The sequence below is a fragment of the Flavobacterium sp. NG2 genome (assembly GCF_034119845.1).
Classification (GTDB): Bacteria; Bacteroidota; Bacteroidia; order Flavobacteriales; family Flavobacteriaceae; genus Flavobacterium.
Map to the genome: position 1 here is coordinate 2,288,089 of NZ_CP139420.1, position 20,328 is coordinate 2,308,416.

The window sequence follows — 20,328 nt, forward strand, 5'->3', positions numbered from 1 at the left end:
TTTAAAGTAGGGTGTTTTATGATAAAACACTTCCCTTAGCGACTTAGTCCCTTAGTTGCTTAGCAACTTATTTTTTAAACGTTTCCTATTCTAATTACATCAGCAAAAATTCCTGAAGCAGTCACCGCAGCACCTGCACCCGCACCTTTAATTAATAAAGGTTGGTCCACATAACGGTCAGTGTAAAATAAGACGATATTATCTTTTCCTTCTAGGTTATAGAAAGGATGGTCTTTCGGGATGAATTGCAAACCTACACTTGCTTTACCGTTTTCAAACTGAGCAACATATTTTAATCGAGAGTCTTTGCTTAACGCTTCTTGGTAAATACCATCAAAATGAGCCGCATGTTCAATTAACGAAGCAAAGAATTCTTCGTTAGATTTAGTTTGCAAGCAAGCCGCTGGCAAGAAAGATTCGTTAGCGATTTCCTCAATATCCATGGTGTATCCGCTTTCTCGAATTAAGATTAGGATTTTTCTAGCTACGTCAATTCCGCTTAAATCGATAGTTGGATCTGGTTCTGTGAAACCTTGAACACCAGCTTCTTTTACCACATCATGGAATGAGTTTTTATCATCAAAATTATTGAAGATAAAGTTCAAACTTCCTGATAAAACCGCTTGGATTTTGTTTACTTTATCACCTGATGCAATTAAATTTTTAACGGTGTCGATAATAGGTAATCCTGCACCAACATTCGTTTCAAATAAGAAAGGCGCATTGTATTGGCGAGAAAGATTTTTTAATTTTTTGTAATTACTGAACTCAGAAGCACAAGCAATTTTGTTACAAGTTACCACTCCAACACTTTCTTTTAAGAATTGTTCGTATAATTCAGAAACACCTTGATTGGCAGTAATGTCTACAAAAATACTGTTACGTAAGTTGAGTTCTTTTACTTTGGCAACAAATTCTTGTTGGTTTGCAGGTTGTCCAGCTGCTAATGCAGCTTGCCATGCTTTCAAGTCGATTCCGTCTTCGTCAAAATGCATTTTTCTAGAATTAGAAACAGCAATCACACGAAGGTTTATTTTTAAATTCTCTTTTAAGAATTTCTTTTGTTGGCTAATTTGCTCCATGAATTTTTCTCCCACATTACCAACTCCCATTACAAATAGGTTTAATTGTTTGGTATTGTCTTCAAAGAAACGTTCGTGAAGGGTGTTCAATGCTTTTTTAACATCTCTTTCGTTAATTACTACAGATATGTTTCTTTCGGAAGCTCCTTGAGCAATCGCACGAATATTTACGTTGTTTTTCCCTAAAGTACTGAACATTTTCCCACTTAAACCTTGATGGTTTTTCATGTTTTCACCTACAAGTGCGATGATGCATAAATTTTTCTCAACAATGGTTGGGTCAATTTTATTTTGTGAAATTTCTACTTCAAAAGCTTTATTGATGGCAATTTCGGCATTATCAGCGTCTTCATTTTGAATTCCAATACAGATAGAATGTTCAGAAGAAGCTTGAGTGATGAAAATAACATTGATATAAGCGTTTGAAAGTACTTCAAATAGTCTTTTTGACGAACCCGAAACTCCAATCATTCCTGGTCCTTCAAGAGTAATCAAAGTAATCTTTTCAATATGACTAATCCCTTTTACAGGACTGACAGTAGCGGATGGATTATTAGAAATATAAGTACCTTCGGCTTCAGGAGCAAAAGTATTTTTAATGTAAATAGGAATGTTTTTTTGTAAAACCGGTTGGATTGTAGGTGGGTACAATACTTTGGCACCAAAGTGAGATAACTCCATTGCTTCTTGGTATGAAATTGTCGCAATAGGTTGTGCTTGTTTTACAATCTTAGGATTAGCAGTAAACATTCCGTTGACATCGGTCCAGATTTCTAAGTCAGAAGCATTCAAGGCTGCCGCAACGATAGCTGCAGTATAGTCAGAACCACCACGACCAAGAGTAGTGCTTATTCCATCAGTTGATGATGAAATAAAACCAGGCATTACAACCACTTGGTTTGTGTTAAAGCTAAAAAATTCAGTAATCAATAAATTAGTTACTTCAAAATTGACAGTTGCTTTACCAAAGTTGTTATTAGTTCGTATTAATTCACGACTGTCTTTGTAACTACTGTTTTTTAAATTTTGCTTCAATGCCTCGGCAATGATATAGGACGAAAGTAATTCTCCAAAACCTAAGATTGTATCCAAAGTTCTAGCTGAAAGTTCTCCTAATAAATAACAACCATCTAATAAAGTTTCAAGATGATTGATGATACGTTTTATATGACTTAATAAACTACTTTGTTCGCTAACTGGAATTAGCTCTTTCAAAGTGTCTAAATGTATTTTTTCAATATCAGCAATGATTTCTTTAAAAGTTTCATCGTTGGCAGCAGCTTTTGCGGCAGCCAAATGTAAGGTGTCGGTTATTTTGCTAAGAGCTGAAACCACAACAACTATTTTGTCTTGTTTGGCTTTGTTAGCGACTATGTCTAAAACTAATTTTATGTTTTTTGCATTGGCTACAGAGGTTCCGCCAAATTTTAATACTTTCATTCCGTTTGTTTTATTTAAAAAAAAATGTACTATTTTTTATACATCCAAGACTTTCCTTGATTAAGGAAAATGCAAATATACTATTATATGTGAAAAATTTACCCCAAAGGGGTAGTGGTTGTTGTTAAAGTAACAGAAAATACAACTTCGTTAGAAGTTGTTAAAGAAGTAAGGTATGTTTTTCTGTTTTTATTCATAAAGAGATCCCAAAAGTACGGTTTTTTTATAAAAAAGCAAAAAGCTTTATTTTGTTTTTTTAAGTAAAATTAAATTGAAGATTTTTATAACAAAGTTGATTTGTTGTGAATGATGACTCTTGTTTAAAAAAATAAATTAAATTTGCGACACAATTTATAAATCGATAAAAATGTCATTAAATAGTATCTTCCAATATTTAGTACCAAAAGACAAAAAGTTTTTTCCACTTTTTGAAGAAGCTTCAAGTAACCTGATAGAATTGGCGTCTGATTTACACGAGGCTGTAAATTTGCCTTTAAAAGAAAGAGAAGCTCTTTTTCAAAAAATTGATGTTCTGGAACAAAAAGGTGAGGACATTACTCGTCAGACTAATTTAGAATTGAGTAGAAACTTTATTACTCCATTTGATAGAGAAGATATTTACTCGTTGATTACTTCAATAGATAACGTAGCTGATAGATTGCATGGAGCATCAAGTATTATGCGTTTGTATCAAGTAGATAAAATCACCAAATCAATTAGAAAATTGACTGAAATCAATTTAGATGCTTGTCAGCAAATAGATACTGCAGTTAAACAACTAAGGGATTTTAAAAACATTAGAAAGATTACCGAAGCTTGTGCTAGAATTAGCAAGTTGGAAAACAAATCTGACAATGTTTACAATAAGGCAGTTTTTGAAATTTTTGAAAACGAAACAGATGCTAAAAATATCATCAAATACAAAGAAGTGTTGTCTATTCTAGAAACAGCTACTGATAAATGTAAGAGTGTGGCTAGTGTACTAGAATCGATTGCCGTGAAGCATTCGTAATAATTTCGAAAATTTTTCAATCTTTCAATTAAAATTATGTTTACTCTTCTTATAGTTATCATAGTATTGTCTTTAATTTTTGATTACATCAATGGTTTTCACGATGCAGCGAATGCCATTGCTACTGTAGTTGCTACTAAGGTACTTTCGCCCGTTCAAGCGGTTATTTGGGCTGCTTTTTTTAATTTTCTAGCCTACTGGGTTTTTGGTTTGGGAGTCGCAAATACGGTTGCAAAAACGGCAGACTCAAGCCAGATAAATTTAACGGTAATTTTAGCGGGTGTACTTGCTGCAATTGCATGGAATTTAATTACTTGGTGGCAAGGGATTCCTTCTAGTTCTTCACATACTTTGATTGGAGGTTTTGCGGGGGCTGCCATAGCTCATGCTATTGCATTACATGGTTTTTCAGATTATACGATTATTGAAGACGGAGTAGAGCATACAAAACATTGGTATAATATTGTAAGTTGGTACAAAGCAGGTAAAGACGGTGGGATGCCTACTGGGGTTATGATCATCATTTTGTTTATCGTACTAGCCCCTTTATTAGGAGCTTTGATGTCGTATTTAATATCTATTTGGTTGTTAAATGCGTCTAAGAGAACGATGCTACCTAAATTGTTTACAATCGCCTTGATGGCAGCTTCAATTTGGTTTGTTTATAACCAAATGGTGCCATTTGATAAAATCGAAAATCCTCGTTTTGAATCTTCTGTTTTTTGGAGTGTTGTATTTGAATCACACAATATAAAATGGTTTTTGGTTGCTTTTATCATACTATCAATTTCAACATTTGCATTGGTATTTAGTAGTTTGAATTTGCACAAAGCTGAATCAGTTTTGAAAAAAATGCAGCTATTATCATCTGCTGCCTTTAGTTTAGGTCATGGTGGTAACGATTCACAAAAAGTAATGGGTATTATTGCAGCAGCAGTTGCAGTTTATATAAAGACTAGTGGAGTTGATATTGTTACCCTTCCAGAATGGTTACAAGTGGTGCTTCCAAATGATGATAAAGGAATTAAAGGTGCAATGCCAGAATGGATTCCTTTAGCGTGTTATACCGCTATTGCTGTTGGTACCTTAAGTGGTGGTTGGAAAATTGTAAAAACCATGGGGTCTAAAATCACCAAAGTAACTTCTTTTGAAGGGGTTGCTGCTGAAACCGCAGGTGCATTGACACTTTATTTTACTGAGCATTTTAAAGTGCCAGTAAGTACAACACATACTATTACAGGTTCGATTATTGGGGTCGGTTTGACTAAACGTGTATCGGCCGTTCGTTGGGGTGTGACGGTAAGTTTGTTATGGGCTTGGGTATTAACTATTCCTGTTTCAGGGTTATTGGCTGCCTTATGTTATTATATATTGAGTATTTTTATTTAGTAGAAAAATAGTCAAAATGAAAAAAACATCCTTATTTATGTAAAATGAGGATGGTTTTTTGTTTTTGGAGCAGATGATTCCGCATTTTTAGGAAAGTTGGATTCCTGCTGTCCGCTTTATCTTGTGGCGGCATAAAGGCCCGCCGCCACAAGGATGTCGCTTCCATCAGGGCTAAAAAAGAAAGCCTAGGGTTTTATTGGTTATTTGGACTTTATAAAGTTCTTTTCGATAGCTTTAATCATTTCTCCAGCGATGTCTTTATTAGTTGCTCCTTCAATTCCTTCTAGTCCAGGAGAGGAGTTTACTTCTAGTAATAAAGGTCCTTTTGAAGAGCGGATAATATCTACTCCAGCTACTTTTAAGTCCATCGCTTTGGTAGCTTTGATGGCAATACGTTTTTCTTCAGCTGTGGCTTTAATAACTGATGCTGTGCCTCCTAAGTGGATGTTAGCTCTAAACTCGCCAGGCATGGCTTCTCTTTGGATAGAGGCTACGACTTTTCCATCGATAACAAAACATCGAATGTCTTTACCGTTAGCTTCCTTGATAAACTCTTGAACAAGAATATTAGCGTTAACACTTTTGAAAGCATTGATAACACTTTCTGCAGCTTTTTTAGTTTCGGCTAGAACGACACCTTTACCTTGTGTGCCCTCTAGTAATTTTACAATTAATGGTGGTCCTCCAACCATTTTAATCAAATCATTAGTGTCCAAAGGGGAATTGGCGAATCCTGTTGTTGGAATGTCAATTCCACTGTGTAGCAGTAATTGCAAAGAGTATAGTTTATCTCTAGATTGTGTGATGGCACTTGCGGAGTTTAAACAAAAAACTTTCAAAGCTTCAAATTGTCTTGTTAGAGCACATCCGTAAAAAGTGATACTAGGTCTTATTCTTGGAATAATAGCGTCAAATTGGTCTAGGATAAGTCCGCCTCGATAATGAATTTCAGGTGTTTTGGCATCTAGGCGCATATAGCATTCTTTGATGTTTAAGAAATGCATTTCGTGTCCACGCATTTCGCCAGCTTCCATGATGCGTTTGTTGCTGTACAATTCAGGATTACTAGCTAATACACCAATGCGTAAGCCGGTGCTAGCTTTTTCCGAATTTTTATATAAATCTTTAAGGTTGTCGGTTGAGGGTTGTCCTAAGAGGTATTTTTGTTCGGGATCTACTAATATTCTTCCGCTCATGGCTTCACGACCCAAAAGCATTCGGAACCCCATGGAATCTCTATTGGTTAAGGTCATTTCAATTGGCCAAGTCGAATCGCCAATTTGTAGTTTAGTTTGAATTACATAACGTTGCTCTCTGAACCCACTTGAACTTTTTACAATTCGTTTGTCGATTAGTGGAGCTTCACAGTGGATTACTGTTTTTTGATTATTTTGAATAGGGTTGATGTCGAATTTTACCCAATTGGTTTCGTTTTTTATAAATGGAGCTATATTAACAGCGTGTAAAGCTGAGGTTTTAGCGCCTGAATCCACTCGTGCTTTTATTGTTGGAATTCCTAATTCAGGAAAGGAACACCATTCTTCGCTGCCGAGTATCACTTTGTTTTGAGACATATTCTAAGGTTTGTTGAGTCTAATTTTTGAAGGGATAAAAGTAGATATAGTTTTTTGAAATAAGACCGAAATCTATTTAAAAAAACAAACCCGTTATGTAAATAAAACGTAACGGGTTTGTATGATAATTTAATAAATCGATTTTGTTATTGATTAGTGGCTTCTCCTGCTTTGTGAATTACCACTGATAGTTCTTGAGCTCCTTCTTCAATGTCCATGAATATTTCGTCTCCAGAATTGATTTTTGAACTGATAATTTCTTCTGCAAGAGTATCCTCCACGTATTTTTGAATGGCTCTTTTTAAAGGTCTAGCTCCAAATTGCTTATCAAATCCTTTTTCAGCAATAAAACTCTTTGCTTTTTCGGAAAGTTTTAAAGCGTATCCTAGTTCGGCAATTCTAACATAAAGTTTCTTTAATTCGATTTCGATAATCAAATCAATATCTTCTTTTTCTAAGGCATTAAAGACAATTACGTCATCAATACGGTTTAGGAATTCTGGTGCGAATGTTTTCTTCAATGCATTTTCAATAATGCTTTTCGAATTGTCATCTGCTTGAGCAATTTTGGCTGCTGTTCCAAAACCTACTCCTTGGCCAAAATCTTTTAATTGTCTCGCTCCAACATTCGAAGTCATGATGATAATAGTGTTTTTAAAGTCGATTTTGCGACCTAAGCTATCTGTTAAATAACCATCATCCAACACTTGTAGCATCATATTAAAAACGTCTGGATGTGCTTTTTCAATCTCGTCCAAAAGTACTACTGCGTAAGGTTTTCTTCTTACTTTTTCAGTAAGTTGCCCACCTTCTTCGTATCCTACATATCCCGGAGGTGCTCCTACTAATCTTGAAATCGCAAATTTTTCCATGTATTCACTCATGTCAATACGAACTAAAGCATCTTCAGAGTCAAATAATTCTTTGGCTAATACTTTGGCTAATTGTGTTTTACCAACACCAGTTTGACCAAGGAAAATAAACGAACCAATAGGTCTGTTTGGGTCTTTTAATCCCGCTCTGTTTCTTTGTATAGAACGTGCAATTTTTAATACCGCTTCTTTTTGGCCAATTACTTTGCTTTCTATTAATTCTGGTAATTTCGCTAGTTTGTTGCTTTCTGTTTGTGCAATACGATTAACAGGGATACCTGTCATCATAGATACAACATCGGCAACATTGTCTTCTGTTACTTCGATACGATTGTTTTTAGCATCTTCTTCCCATTGTTCTTGGGCGATGGCTAAATCTTTTTCAAGACGTTTTTCATCATCGCGAAGTTTTGCAGCCTCTTCGTATTTTTGCTTTTTAACAACAACGTTTTTAAGTTCTCTAATGTCTTCTAATTGACGTTCTAAATCTAAAATTTGTTTCGGAACTTCAATATTAGTAATATGTACTCTTGATCCTGCTTCGTCTAAAGCGTCAATCGCTTTGTCTGGAAGGAAACGTTCAGACATATATCTGTTTGTTAATTTAACGCAAGCTTCAATAGCTTCAGCTGTATAAGTAACATTATGATGGTCTTCGTATTTGTTTTTGATGTTGTTTAATATCGTGATAGTTTCAGTAACAGAAGTTGGTTCGACGATGATTTTTTGAAAACGTCTTTCAAGTGCCCCGTCTTTTTCGATGTATTGTCTGTACTCATCAAGAGTTGTTGCTCCAATACATTGGATTTCTCCTCTTGCTAAGGCAGGCTTAAACATATTAGAGGCGTCAAGTGAACCAGTTGCTCCACCAGCGCCTACAATGGTATGAATTTCATCAATAAAAAGAATAATATCATCATTTTTCTCTAATTCATTCATAACCGCTTTCATACGCTCTTCGAATTGACCACGGTATTTTGTGCCTGCAACAAGGCTAGCTAAATCTAGGGTAACTACTCGTTTGTTGAATAAAATACGGGATACTTTCTTTTGAATGATGCGTAATGCTAAACCTTCGGCAATAGCAGATTTACCCACACCAGGTTCTCCGATTAGAAGCGGGTTGTTTTTTTTACGTCTACTCAAAATTTGGCTCACACGTTCAATTTCTTTCTCGCGTCCTACAACAGGGTCTAATTTGCCTTCTTCAGCCATTTCAGTTAAATCTCTACCAAAGTTGTCTAAAACTGGTGTTTTGGATTTTTTATTTGACTTACTTGAAGGATTGTTGAAGTTGCCTTCTTTTAGACTGTCATCTTGTCCTAAATCATCGTATGAATCGGTAGCTCTAGGTAAATTTTCTAAGAATTCTTCTTCGTTTGGTGTCATATTTAAATATTGTTCTTTAGCTACATCATAATCTATTTTTAGCTTATTCAATAGCTTGGTTGTTGGATCATTTTCATTTCTTAAAATGCATAGCAATAAATGTGCTGTACTAATCGAGGTACTTTGAAAAACTTTTGCTTCCAAGAAAGTGGTTTTTAGGGCTCTTTCAGCTTGACGAGTCAAGTGAAGGTTTTTCTTTTCTATGTTGGTATCAGTGTTAGGTATTGCTGGGCTTAGGATTTCGACCTTTCTACGCAAATGCTCTAAATCCACAGAAAGGTTGTTTAGTATTTTTATGGCTTTACCATTACCATCCCGTAGGATACCAAGCATTAAATGTTCGGTTCCTATAAAGTCATGCCCTAGTCGCAAAGCCTCTTCTTTGCTGTAGGTAATAACGTCTTTTACTCTTGGTGAAAAATTATCATCCATATTAATATATATTGGTATCAGTAAATTTAGTGAATTAGTATTTTAAAAACAAAAATCATTCCTTTATCAAGTCCTGACTGCTAATTGACGAAAAAAATAATAAAATACCTTAAAAGAGGGCTTGTTTTATTAAACAAAACGCGCTGCTTTTTGTTAATAAATCGTTGAAATTAGTGTGTTGAAAAGCTTTATAAAATTTCAAAAAGCTGTATATTGGCACGTTTTGAAACTAATATAATATTTAATATAATAACTTATGTCTGAAGGAGAAAAGTTAATTCCTATTAACATCGAGGATGAAATGAAAACTGCTTACATCGACTATTCGATGTCGGTAATTGTATCAAGAGCACTTCCAGATGTTAGAGATGGCTTGAAACCAGTACATCGTAGAGTGCTTTTTGGAATGCATGATTTAGGGGTAAACTCAAGATCCGCTCACAAGAAGTCTGCCAGAATTGTTGGAGAAGTTCTAGGAAAGTATCACCCACATGGGGATACCTCTGTTTATGATGCCATGGTTCGTATGGCTCAAGAATGGAGTATGCGTTATTTGTTAATTGACGGTCAAGGTAACTTTGGGTCTGTAGATGGTGATAGTCCAGCTGCAATGCGTTATACAGAGGCTAGAATGCGTAAAATTTCGGAAGAAATTTTGGCAGATATAGATAAAGAAACAGTTGACTTTAAGTTGAACTTTGACGATACACTTCAAGAGCCAACGGTTATGCCAACTCGTGTTCCTACCTTATTAATAAATGGAGCAACTGGAATTGCGGTAGGTATGGCAACTAATATGCCTCCTCATAACCTTACTGAGGTTATCAATGGTACATTGGCTTATATGGACAACAATGATATCGAGATTGATGAATTGATAACACATATTAAAGCACCTGATTTTCCAACAGGGGGTGTGATTTATGGCTATGAAGGTGTTCGTGAGGCGTTCAAAACAGGTAGAGGACGTGTTGTAATGCGTGCCAAAGTTGGTTTTGAAGAAGTTGATGGTAGAGAATCAATCATTGTAACCGAAATTCCATACCAAGTAAATAAAGCAGATATGATCAAACGTACTGCTGATTTGGTAAACGAGAAAAAAATTGAGGGCATTGCTAATATTCGTGATGAATCGGATAGAAATGGTATGCGTATCGTATATATATTGAAACGTGATGCAACTCCAAATGTGGTGTTAAATACATTATATAAATATACACAATTACAGTCTTCATTCAGTGTTAATAATATTGCTATTGTTAACGGTCGACCACAGATGTTGAATCTTAAAGATTTAATTTATCATTTTGTGGAGCACCGTCATGACGTAGTGATTAGAAGAACAAAATTTGAATTACGTAAGGCAGAAGAAAGAGCACACATCTTAGAAGGTTTAATTATTGCTTCGGATAATATTGATGAAGTTATTGCGCTGATAAGAGGTTCTAAAAATACAGAGGAAGCTCGTGAGAAATTAATTGAAAGATTTAATTTATCAGATATTCAAGCTAGAGCAATTGTTGAAATGCGTTTGCGTCAATTAACAGGTCTGGAACAAGATAAGTTAAGAGCTGAGTATGAGGAATTAATGAAGTTAATTGATCACTTAAAAGCTTTATTAGCAGATGTTAATTTGAGAATTGAGTTGATTAAAGAGGAGCTTACTGAAATTAGAGATAAATACGGAGATGAGCGTCGTTCAACAATTGAGTATTCAGGAGGTGATGTAAGTATCGAAGACTTAATCGCTGATGAAAATGTAGTAATTACTATTTCGCATGCAGGATACATCAAACGTACTAACTTGACAGAGTATAAAACTCAAAATAGAGGTGGTGTAGGGCAAAAAAGCGCTGGTACAAGAGATCAAGATTTCTTAGAACATATGTTTGTTGCGACGAATCATCAATATATGATGTTCTTTACTCAAAAAGGAAAATGTTTCTGGATGCGTGTATACGAAATTCCAGAAGGAACTAAAACTGCTAAGGGTAGAGCGATTCAGAACTTGGTGAATATTGAAAGCGACGATAAAGTAAAAGCCTATATATGTACACAAGATTTAAAAGATCAGGAGTACATTAAAGGACATAACCTTGTAATGGTAACTAAACAAGGACAAGTTAAAAAGACTTCATTAGAGAAATATTCTAAGCCTAGGGTGAATGGTGTTGCAGCTATTACTATTAAAGAAGGGGATGAGTTATTAGAAGCGAAATTAACCAATGGTGAAAGCCAGATTATTTTGGCTGTGAAATCAGGTAAATTAGTTCGATTTGAAGAAACTAAAACGCGTCCGATGGGTAGAACTGCTTCTGGAGTACGTGGAATTACTTTAAAAGATGAAACGGATGAAGTAATTGGTATGGTTACTGTAGATAAAGACGATGTTAATGATACTCAAATCTTAGTTGTAACTGAAAATGGATATGGAAAACGTACTAAATTAGTCGATGAAGATGGTGAGGATGTTTATAGAATTACCAACCGTGGAGGTAAAGGTGTGAAAACACTTAATATTACTGAGAAAACGGGTAGTCTAATTTCGATTAATGCGGTTACGGATGCTGATGATTTAATGATTATCAATAAGTCTGGATTAACGATTCGTATGGCTATTGAAGACCTACGTGTCATGGGACGTGCAACTCAAGGGGTGAAATTGATTAACCTTAAAGGAAAAGATTCTATCGCTGCAGTTACTAAAGTAATGAAAGATGATGCCGAAGAAGTTGTGGTTGATGAAGATGGTAATGTTATCGAGTCAGCTGTTGAAAGAGTAAAACCAGTTCTAGAAGTTTTAGAAGATGATGGTGTTGCTGACGATGATGAGGACGAAGATGATGAAGAGGTTATCGATGACGAAGAAGATATTGAGGATGATTCTGATGATGATGAGGCCTAATTGTATCTTGTTTTTAACTAAACTAACTAAATAAATTTATAAGATTATGAAGAGTAAGAATGTAATGCTTGCATCAGCTTTATTGATATCGGTAGCTACTTTTGCGCAAAAAGATCAGTTAAAGGCTGCTGAAAAAGCTTTGAAGAAAGGAAATATTCAAGAGGTTGAAAGCCAATTGAACCAGGCGGAATCATTAATTTCAGCAGCTTCTGACGCTGAAAAAGCGCAATATTATTTTTTACGTGAGACTGTGTACATGGATGCAGTTGATAAAAATCAAAATGTTGATAAAAACTTAGCTTTAGCAGCTAAAGCCGCTCAAGAGGTGGTTGCTATAGAGAGAAAAGCAGGAAAACTTGAATATACCACTGAAGTGCTTAAAACAATCTCAAAGATAAAAGATAGGTTAATCAATGGTGCTATTGCAGATTCTAAAGAAGAAAAATTTAAAGAAGGAGCTTCTAAGTTAAATGAAGCTTATTTGTTAGATAAAAAAGACACTTTGAATTTGTACTACGCTTCAAGTTTTCAACTGAATGCTAAGGATTATGATGGGGCTTTAAAAAGTTTACAAGAGTTAAGAAGATTAGGTTTTACTGGGAAATCTAAAACCTTTGTAGCTACAAGTGCTGTTACAGATAAAGAAGAAGCTTTTCCATCTAAAGAAGAAAGAGATAGAATGGTGAAATTGAAAACTCACGTTAAGCCTAGAGTTGATGTGGTTCCTTCTAAACAAGGTGAAATCTATAAAAATATTTCTTTGATTTTAATTCAACAAAAAAATATTGATGAAGCTAAAAAAGTAATTGCTGAAGCTAGAGTTTTAAATCCTAATGATTCTTCTTTGGCTATCACTGAAGCTAACTTATATTTGGAGTCGAAAGATTTTGCCATGTATAAAAAGCTGATTTCTGAAATATTAGCAAAAAATCCTAATGATGCCGATTTGTTATTTAATTTAGGTGTTATTAGTGCAAATGCTAAGAATAAAGAAGAAGCTGAAGGCTATTATAAGAGAGCGATTGATGTTAATCCTAAGTATATGAATGCTTATATTAACTTAGTAGCTTTACGATTGGAAGCAGAAACGCCTATTAATGCAGAAATGAATAAATTAGGAAATTCTGATAAAGACAATAAAAGATACGCAGTTTTAAAAGAAGAAAAGAAAAGAATTTACCAAGGTGTGATTCCGTTTTTAGAGAAAGCACATGGTATCGATCCTAAAAATGAAGACATTGCTAATACTCTTTTAAGTGTTTATGGAGCTTTGGAAATGTCAGCTGAGAAAAAAGCATTAAAAGAAAAGTTAGGTAAATAATCGACTTTAATTGCTTAAAATAACAAACCCGCTTAGTTTTCTAAGCGGGTTTATTGTTTTATGAGGTTTGCGTTTTTTTATTTATTCCAAATCTCCCAAGATTTTTCAGCTTGGTATTCTAGCATGCTTAGTCCGTTTTTAATTTGAGCTCCTTTGGCTTTGGCATTTTTTAGAAATTGCGTCTCTGCTGGATTGTAAATTAAGTCGTAAGCAATGTGTTTGTCTGAAAAGAATTCGTAAGGAATGGCAGGACAGGCTTCAATATCTGGGCTTGTTCCTACAGGTGTGCTATTGATGATAATGTGATATTCGTTGAAAGTTGTTTCGTTTAATTCGCTATAATCAATTGTTTTTTCTTTGTTTCCGCGTGATACAAATTCATAGTCAATTCCTAACTCTGATAAAGCAAAAGCTACTCCTTTGGAGGCACCACCAGTACCTAGTATCAATGCTTTTTTGTGATGTGATTGCAATAAGGGTTCTAATGATTTTTTGAATCCATAATAATCGGTATTGTAGCCTTTTAGTTTTCCTTTTTTAGTAAATTTTATAGTGTTTACGGCACCAATTTTTGCTGCTTTTTTGGATAATTTATCCAAATAAGGAATTACCACCTCTTTGTAAGGGATGGTAACATTGATTCCTTTTATTTCTGGTTGATTGTTTTTTACAACCTCAGGGAATAACTCAATTTCGGGGATGTCAAAGTTCTCATAACTACATCCTTCATAGTTTCCCGATTCAAATTTTTCTTTAAAATAGCCTCTTGAAAAAGAATAACTAATATTTTTACCTAATAAACCAAAGCGTTTTTTATTGATAGCAACCATTATTGTTTTTTATGTTTTGCAATATAATTTTGTACTGTTTTTTTTGCCCAAACCACTGGGAATAAATCTTCTATTATGATGTAGTTGTCAAAGTTTAGACGCAATCCATTACTTAAGTGGAACTTAGCTTTGGCGTTGTCTTGAGTCATGAAATAGAGTCCAGCTAATCGGTATTCAATCTCATTGGATTCAGGATAGAATTCTGTAGCCTGTAATAAGGTAAGAATCGCACCATCAAATTCTCCTAAGAATTGTAATAAGTCCACCCAGAATAACCAAGTATCAAGCTCAGTATCTCCAAACTCTACTGCTTTTCTGAATCCAAATTCTGCTTCTTCAAAAAAGTTCATTTGCTTGTTGATGGTAGCATATCTTTTCCAATACAATTTATTTTGATTGTCAATAGCCAAAGCTTTGTTGACATAAAATAGAGCTTTCTGGAAATTATTTTGGCGCACATAGAAATCTGTAATCGCAATCCATCCTTTGTCTAAAAGAGGATCTTCGTGTACGGTTTCGTTATAGAATTTTAAAGCAAATGCTGTATTTCCTAATTTTTCATGACATTTCCCAATTCTTAATAGTGCATATGAAGTAGCGTCGTCAAGTTCAATCGTGCGTTTATAGCTATCGATGGCTTTTTCGTATTGCCCCAAACGTTCGTATGCTTTTGCTTTTTCCATATAAGCACCTAGAAAATCTTCGTCGATTAGGGTTGCGTATTCAAAAGCACGAATGGCTTCTTCGTATTGTTTTAAGCCATAGTGTAAACGTCCTTTTTGATGCCAGGCTATTTCGCTATAAGGATTTTTTTCAATGTATTGATTTAAGTATTCAATTGCTTCTTTGTTTTGGTCTAAAAATTCAAAACAATAAACAACGTTATACAAGGCTGCTTGGTCTTCTAAATCTTCTTCTAGGCAATTGATAAAGCTTTCTTTGGCTTGTTCAAGATTGTCCATGAAGAGGTATTCCATCCCAATTAAATTATAGACATCAGCATAATCATCAGTGTGTTCTAAAGCAATTTTGAGGTACTCCACAGCTTTTTCATGTTGGTCTCTTTTAGAGCAGATGTTTGCTTTTTGAATATAGATTTCTTCATTGTTAGGCTCAATAGCATAAAGCTCATTGAGTAACTTTTCGGCAATATCTAGCTTGTCCTCAAAAATCAACATTTCGACTTGTACCAATTTCAAACCAGTTGATTTTGGATGTTGGTCTAAAGCTAACTTTAGGGCTTTTTTAGCTAATGCTGTCTTACCTGTATCTAGGTAATGAAGAATAATTTCTTCAAATTCTTCAGAGTCAAAAAAGAGCACCTTATTGGTTTTCAACATCGACTCAAATTTAGATAAAGATAAGTTGTAGTTTTCTTCTTCGTCGCTTAGTTGCATACTGTTGTTTTTTAGAATTTAGCCTATTTAAAGTTAGGCATCATTACTTTTATGAGGAAGAAAAATGATAATTGTTGTGAACAAATTAATTAACAATTAAAAATGAGTTAATTAGCGATTGTGTTTTTTTATTATTTACTGTTTCCTATTGTTAAAGTTAGTTCGTTCATTACTTCTATCATTATCTCACAACCTTCACGAATCTCTTCTTCGGAAATAGTCAAAGGAGGAGTGATTCTGATGGCGCAACCTTCAAATAACAGCCAAAATAAAATAAGCCCTTTGTCTTGACATCTTAAAATCACTTCATTTGTAATGTCTGCGCTTTTTGTCATGGCCGCAAGCATTAACCCTTTTCCTCTTATTTCTTGTATCAAAGGATGTACCAAAAGTGATCTAAAGAGCTTTTCTTTCTCTAAAGCTTCCTTCATGATATCCGTTTCGATGATTTCTTGTAAAGTAGCCAAGCAGGCTGACGCAATGACAGGGTGTCCTCCAAAGGTTGTAATATGACCTAATTTAGGGTTTTCTGTCAATAAATCCATCATCGCTGATGAGGCGGTGAAGGCGCCTACAGGCATTCCACCTCCCATTCCTTTTCCCATGGCAATAATATCAGGAACGACATCGTAGTTTTGAAAACCAAAAAGTTTTCCTGTTCGTCCAAAACCAGGTTGGATTTCGTCCAATATCATCAAAGCACCTACTTCGTTACAACGTTGACGTACTTTTTGTAAATAATCATTAAAAGGTTCAATAAATCCAGCCCCACCTTGGATGGTTTCTAATAAAACTCCGGCGGTTTTGCTCGTGATTTTTAATAAATCGGCTTCGTTATTGAAGGTGATAAAATCAATATCCGGAAGTAATGGTCTAAAGGCTTGTTTGCGCTCCTCAAACCCCATGACACTCATAGACCCCATTGTATTTCCGTGATACGCATTATGACAAGAGATGAGTTGACTGCGACCTGTGACTCTTTTAGCTAGTTTTAAGGAACCTTCAATGGCTTCGGTGCCTGAATTAACCAAATAGGTTTTATCCAGCGGAGCGGGCAGGAGTGAAGCCATCAACTTGCAATATTCTACAGCAGGGCTTTGGGAATATTCGCCATACACCATCACATGCGAATATTTGTCTAACTGGTCCTTAATCGCTTGATTGACTCTCGGATGTTGATGCCCTAAAGTACAGGCCGAAACACCAGCTACAAAGTCCAAATATTTCTTGTTATTCGTATCGTATATATAAGAACCTATAGCATGCGAAACTTCCATACCCAAAGGATAAGGAGAAGTTTGCGCTTGGTATTTTATAAAATCTGGATTCAATTTGTTTTTTTTTAACCGCAAAATTCGCAAAGGTTTCGCAAAGTTCTCGGAGTTTTTTATTAATCTACGTTTGCTACAGCTGAAAACTGAAAACTGTGACTGCAAACTTAATTTTACTTCTTTTTTTTCTTTTTATCGTAATCCAATGTTTCCTTGCGGATTTTCATTGGAACATTCAGTTGTCCTTTTTCAATTTCGCCTTCTTTGACTAGTTTGGCATTCATTTCGTTTTCCTCGTCAGAGAAAATATCGTCTTTGGTTTTTATTCGTTCTTCGCCGCGCCAGTTAAGTCCCCTTAGTTTTCTCGCATTTTCGGGCAGTTCTTCTTCGGGGTAAATATCACCATCCACTTGTTTGTAAAAAGTAATGGTTTCGGCGGTATTGTTTTCTAAAATCATATTGATTTTACTGCTGACATTTTTATTGATACCAATGAGTTCTTGAGCATCGTTACGCATATAGTAAATTACTTCGGCATTTTTAATCACATCCACTTCATGGAGTTTTCCTTCAATAAACTTGCCGTATAAATTGAGTCCTTTGACTTGGTTGAAGCCCGTTCCTAGCGTGTCTTTGGAAACCATAAAGGTATTGTTGAGTACTTTAAGGGAGTCAAGTTTTCTAGTGGTGTTATTGCCTATCAGGTGCATTACATCACCTGTGATTTGGTTTTCACCATTCCAAATAATCGGGTTTCCTATCAGTTTCGTCAAAGCCTCTTTCGAACTTGAATGCAACGAATCACATTTTCCGCTCATATCTACTTTGAAGAAACGAACATTATTAAAGGCACGAATCACACGATTGCCTTCAGGACCTGTAACCATCAGTCTTTTTCCGTGAATATAAACCGAATCCTTATCGACTAAATTAATCGCTACGGCTCTTTTGGTGACAAAAAGGGAATCTTTCTTTTTGTACATTTCCGCATAATGCCCTTTGACAATTCCTTTGTTGATGGTATCGGTAATTTTTACATTTCGACTAGCCGATGCAAATTCTTTGTTTCGGTCATAGTACAAACTATCGCCTTCTATCAAGCGGTCATCATAACGGATATAGGATTTTCGCAGAAAGTGAGCCAGGTTTTTCTTGGTATCATAAAACCCTTTTTCGGTATAGATATAATTGGCTTTACTGGTAATGGTCGATGGTCCAAAAAGATACGAATGTCCTGAATTGCTAAAATAATCCAAATGATTCGATTTAATCACATATGTAGGATTTGTAATGGTCACCGCTGTTAAAAACTGAAACTTTTTTTGTGGCACATAATAACGTCCCGACTTGGATTTCAAGGTGTTATCACGGTTTGTAATCGTTCCGTTGGTGTTGTAATAAACCTCTTGGGTGTTTCGGTTAAAGTTGATAGTGTCTGTGGCTAAAGTGGCATCAGGCGAACTCATCACCGCATTTCCCGTAGCAAAAGCTTGCTTCATATTTCCGTTATACTCCGCATATTTACTATTGAGGTATAAGGTGTCTCCCTGAACAATTTGCACATTTCCAAAGGCTTTGATATAGTTTTCTTTTTGAAAATAATAAGCCTTGTTACAAGTCAAAACAATTCCGTCATGTAGGACACTCACATTTCCAGTAAGTAAAAAAGCGTCGGGTATTTCGGTTTCATTGACATCTGCAAAGTCAGAATGTTCAATGATGATTTTTTTGGGTGTTTGTGCCACAATCGCAGTGGAACTAATGAAAATCAAACAAAAACTGATATAAAAAAGGAATTGCTTCAATGGATTAATTTTTTGCCAAATTTAGGAAAATCCAACCAATCCACACTCCAATAAGCTTTCAAGTTTTCAAAAGGGACTCATAAAGTTTTATTAACACTTTTTTTGAGTAGGCTGTGCCACCATTCTGGCAAGGGGCTTACTATTCTTTGTGTCGATAAAGCCCCTAGCCACAATGCTGTCGGGCTATACGCACTACTTCGGTAGTTTGCTTCTATCCCTCACACAAAATATCTTAAAATTGAACTTTTTGTGTCGTCAGTTCGAGTGATTTTTAATAATAATGCGATAGCTGTATTATTTAAAATTGTATCGAGAAGCCTTGTTTAAGCTAGAGTTCTCGATACTGGCTTACATTTTTCTATCGCAAATTGTAAGCCAACTCGAACTGACGAACTATATCTTAATAGCATTGTTCTAACACGGAGTCGTGTTTAAGGATGTTTTTTTACCAATCAATTAACTTTTGTACCCGATGCAATCGAGCCAGTTTGGGGCCTATTTTAGGTTCAACCATTACTTTGAAGCGCCTAAGGCAAAAAGGCTATCAATCCTTTACAGATTTTTATATCGAATTGAACCCATCATTTGGTGAACTAACGAGTTTAGCCTGTCCAAATTTGAGGGATGACTCGTACGTACGGTGGTGTGAGAGGCGCAGTCCGTTAGTTTCTGGCAGAGCCGTCTACTCGATTAGCAGATGCTTTTATTTTGTTTTGTTTCTGATTTTTTGTTAGTCGGTTTTTGCCATTTATCATCATAAGTTGGCTTAGCATTATAGTATGTTGGGTCATTGACTTTGGAAGCAAAAAAGGTTATAAATAAACCTGCAAAAAATAAAAACAGAATTATTTGTGTAATTACTAAAAATTGACCAAGTGAATTTTTAACAAAAATGTCTCCATAACCAACTGTTGCAGAAGTAACGAAACTAAAATAAATTTCTTGAATATCAGTCGTTAGTTTATAATTGAAAAAGTTAGGAATTGAAGAGTTGCAATAAGAATAAATAACTGCATAATCTAAGCATATTTGTATATAATTTATGAATACACTCGTTAGAGAGCGTCTGTATGAAATTGGTTTTGCGAATTCATTTGATAAGAAAATCAATGTTGTTAAATAGATTACTGTTTCAATAATCATTATTGCAGAAATGACAGCAATAAATAAATTGTTTGTTAAATCTAGTTTGAAGAAAATAATTGGCAGAAATAATTTTATTATTACATAAAATTCAACACCTAATTTTCTGCCTAAAAGACCAAATCTGCCAAAAAAATCTCTTATGTATATTCCTGGGAAAATAAACAATGACAATGCAAGGAACAACCTTATAATTCTTTCTAACCCAAAATCATTATTGTGTTCATTATTCCATATTCTTTTTACATTAAGCCATTGATTTTTCAAAGCAGGTCTTAATTTATTTTTTGGTCTGGAATGATTTTGTCCAAGAAATAATGTCAATAAAAATTCGTTTATTTTTTTTATCATTTTTTGATTTTTACGTCTTTTTTTGGGAAAGTATCTGCTAACGTTCTGACTCTTGGCGAGGTTGCAAAACTTCGGAAATCCAAACTGTCTGATTAATAATTATTTTTAATAGCGT

At 34.9% G+C, this 20,328-nt stretch carries 12 protein-coding genes; 4 read left to right on the forward strand and 8 right to left on the reverse strand.

The annotated features are described in order from the left end of the window. Window positions 1-74: 74 nt before the first annotated feature. The gene (thrA, locus tag SLW70_RS09405; protein WP_320888061.1) at window positions 75-2,522 is read right to left on the reverse strand and encodes a bifunctional aspartate kinase/homoserine dehydrogenase I; all 2,448 of its coding nucleotides are present in this window, start codon (window positions 2,520-2,522) and stop codon (window positions 75-77) included. A 367-nt stretch (window positions 2,523-2,889) separates the two neighbouring features. Here thrA and SLW70_RS09410 point away from each other — a divergent pair, with 367 nt between their 5' ends. Together SLW70_RS09410 and SLW70_RS09415 are read left to right on the forward strand one after the other, a co-directional pair. Beyond that, window positions 2,890-3,534 carry a DUF47 domain-containing protein gene (locus tag SLW70_RS09410; RefSeq protein WP_320888062.1) on the forward strand — a complete coding sequence of 215 codons (645 nt, stop codon included), beginning with the start codon at window positions 2,890-2,892 and terminating at the stop codon, window positions 3,532-3,534. A gap of 36 nt (window positions 3,535-3,570) precedes the next feature. Next, a complete protein-coding gene (locus SLW70_RS09415) occupies window positions 3,571-4,923 on the forward strand; it encodes an inorganic phosphate transporter (protein WP_320888063.1) in 1,353 nt (450 codons plus the stop codon). A 200-nt stretch (window positions 4,924-5,123) separates the two neighbouring features. Here SLW70_RS09415 and rimK read toward each other — a convergent pair whose 3' ends face one another. Both rimK and SLW70_RS09425 read right to left on the reverse strand, forming a co-directional pair. After that, a complete protein-coding gene (gene rimK / locus SLW70_RS09420; RefSeq protein WP_320888064.1) occupies window positions 5,124-6,497 on the reverse strand; it encodes a 30S ribosomal protein S6--L-glutamate ligase in 1,374 nt (457 codons plus the stop codon). A 146-nt stretch (window positions 6,498-6,643) separates the two neighbouring features. Continuing rightward, entirely contained in the window at window positions 6,644-9,190 is a 2,547-nt protein-coding gene (locus SLW70_RS09425; protein WP_320888065.1) for an ATP-dependent Clp protease ATP-binding subunit, read from the reverse strand. A 256-nt stretch (window positions 9,191-9,446) separates the two neighbouring features. Here SLW70_RS09425 and gyrA point away from each other — a divergent pair, with 256 nt between their 5' ends. Next, on the forward strand, window positions 9,447-12,095 hold the full coding sequence (gyrA, locus tag SLW70_RS09430; RefSeq protein WP_320888067.1) for a DNA gyrase subunit A: 2,649 nt from the start codon (window positions 9,447-9,449) through the stop codon (window positions 12,093-12,095). Window positions 12,096-12,141: 46 nt separating this feature from the next. After that, the gene (locus SLW70_RS09435) at window positions 12,142-13,416 is read left to right on the forward strand and encodes a tetratricopeptide repeat protein (RefSeq protein ID WP_320888068.1); all 1,275 of its coding nucleotides are present in this window, start codon (window positions 12,142-12,144) and stop codon (window positions 13,414-13,416) included. Between the two features lie 77 nt (window positions 13,417-13,493). On the opposite strand, the gene aroE is transcribed toward SLW70_RS09435, so the two are convergent. From aroE to SLW70_RS09460, 5 genes are all read right to left on the reverse strand, one after another. Beyond that, window positions 13,494-14,246, reverse strand: coding sequence for a shikimate dehydrogenase (gene aroE / locus SLW70_RS09440; RefSeq protein ID WP_320888069.1), 753 nt, complete (start codon window positions 14,244-14,246; stop codon window positions 13,494-13,496). Beyond that, on the reverse strand, window positions 14,246-15,643 hold the full coding sequence (locus tag SLW70_RS09445) for a tetratricopeptide repeat protein (protein WP_320888070.1): 1,398 nt from the start codon (window positions 15,641-15,643) through the stop codon (window positions 14,246-14,248). The genes aroE and SLW70_RS09445 overlap by 1 nt, the downstream gene beginning before the upstream one ends. A gap of 131 nt (window positions 15,644-15,774) precedes the next feature. After that, window positions 15,775-16,974 carry an aspartate aminotransferase family protein gene (locus SLW70_RS09450; RefSeq protein ID WP_320888071.1) on the reverse strand — a complete coding sequence of 400 codons (1,200 nt, stop codon included), beginning with the start codon at window positions 16,972-16,974 and terminating at the stop codon, window positions 15,775-15,777. Window positions 16,975-17,087: 113 nt separating this feature from the next. Then, a complete protein-coding gene (locus tag SLW70_RS09455) occupies window positions 17,088-18,719 on the reverse strand; it encodes an OstA-like protein (protein ID WP_320888072.1) in 1,632 nt (543 codons plus the stop codon). A 690-nt stretch (window positions 18,720-19,409) separates the two neighbouring features. Further along, window positions 19,410-20,213 carry an ion channel gene (locus SLW70_RS09460; protein ID WP_320888073.1) on the reverse strand — a complete coding sequence of 268 codons (804 nt, stop codon included), beginning with the start codon at window positions 20,211-20,213 and terminating at the stop codon, window positions 19,410-19,412. Window positions 20,214-20,328 lie beyond the last annotated feature (115 nt).

Bases quoted from the DNA above. Each gene is read 5' to 3' on its own strand.
- thrA (WP_320888061.1), bottom strand. From the start codon at position 2,522: ATGAAAGTATTAAAATTTGGCGGAACCTCTGTAGCCAATGCAAAAAAC.
- SLW70_RS09410 (WP_320888062.1), top strand. From the start codon at position 2,890: ATGTCATTAAATAGTATCTTCCAATATTTAGTACCAAAAGACAAAAAG.
- SLW70_RS09415 (WP_320888063.1), top strand. From the start codon at position 3,571: ATGTTTACTCTTCTTATAGTTATCATAGTATTGTCTTTAATTTTTGAT.
- rimK (WP_320888064.1), bottom strand. From the start codon at position 6,497: ATGTCTCAAAACAAAGTGATACTCGGCAGCGAAGAATGGTGTTCCTTT.
- SLW70_RS09425 (WP_320888065.1), bottom strand. From the start codon at position 9,190: ATGGATGATAATTTTTCACCAAGAGTAAAAGACGTTATTACCTACAGC.
- gyrA (WP_320888067.1), top strand. From the start codon at position 9,447: ATGTCTGAAGGAGAAAAGTTAATTCCTATTAACATCGAGGATGAAATG.
- SLW70_RS09435 (WP_320888068.1), top strand. From the start codon at position 12,142: ATGAAGAGTAAGAATGTAATGCTTGCATCAGCTTTATTGATATCGGTA.
- aroE (WP_320888069.1), bottom strand. From the start codon at position 14,246: ATGGTTGCTATCAATAAAAAACGCTTTGGTTTATTAGGTAAAAATATT.
- SLW70_RS09445 (WP_320888070.1), bottom strand. From the start codon at position 15,643: ATGCAACTAAGCGACGAAGAAGAAAACTACAACTTATCTTTATCTAAA.
- SLW70_RS09460 (WP_320888073.1), bottom strand. From the start codon at position 20,213: ATGATAAAAAAAATAAACGAATTTTTATTGACATTATTTCTTGGACAA.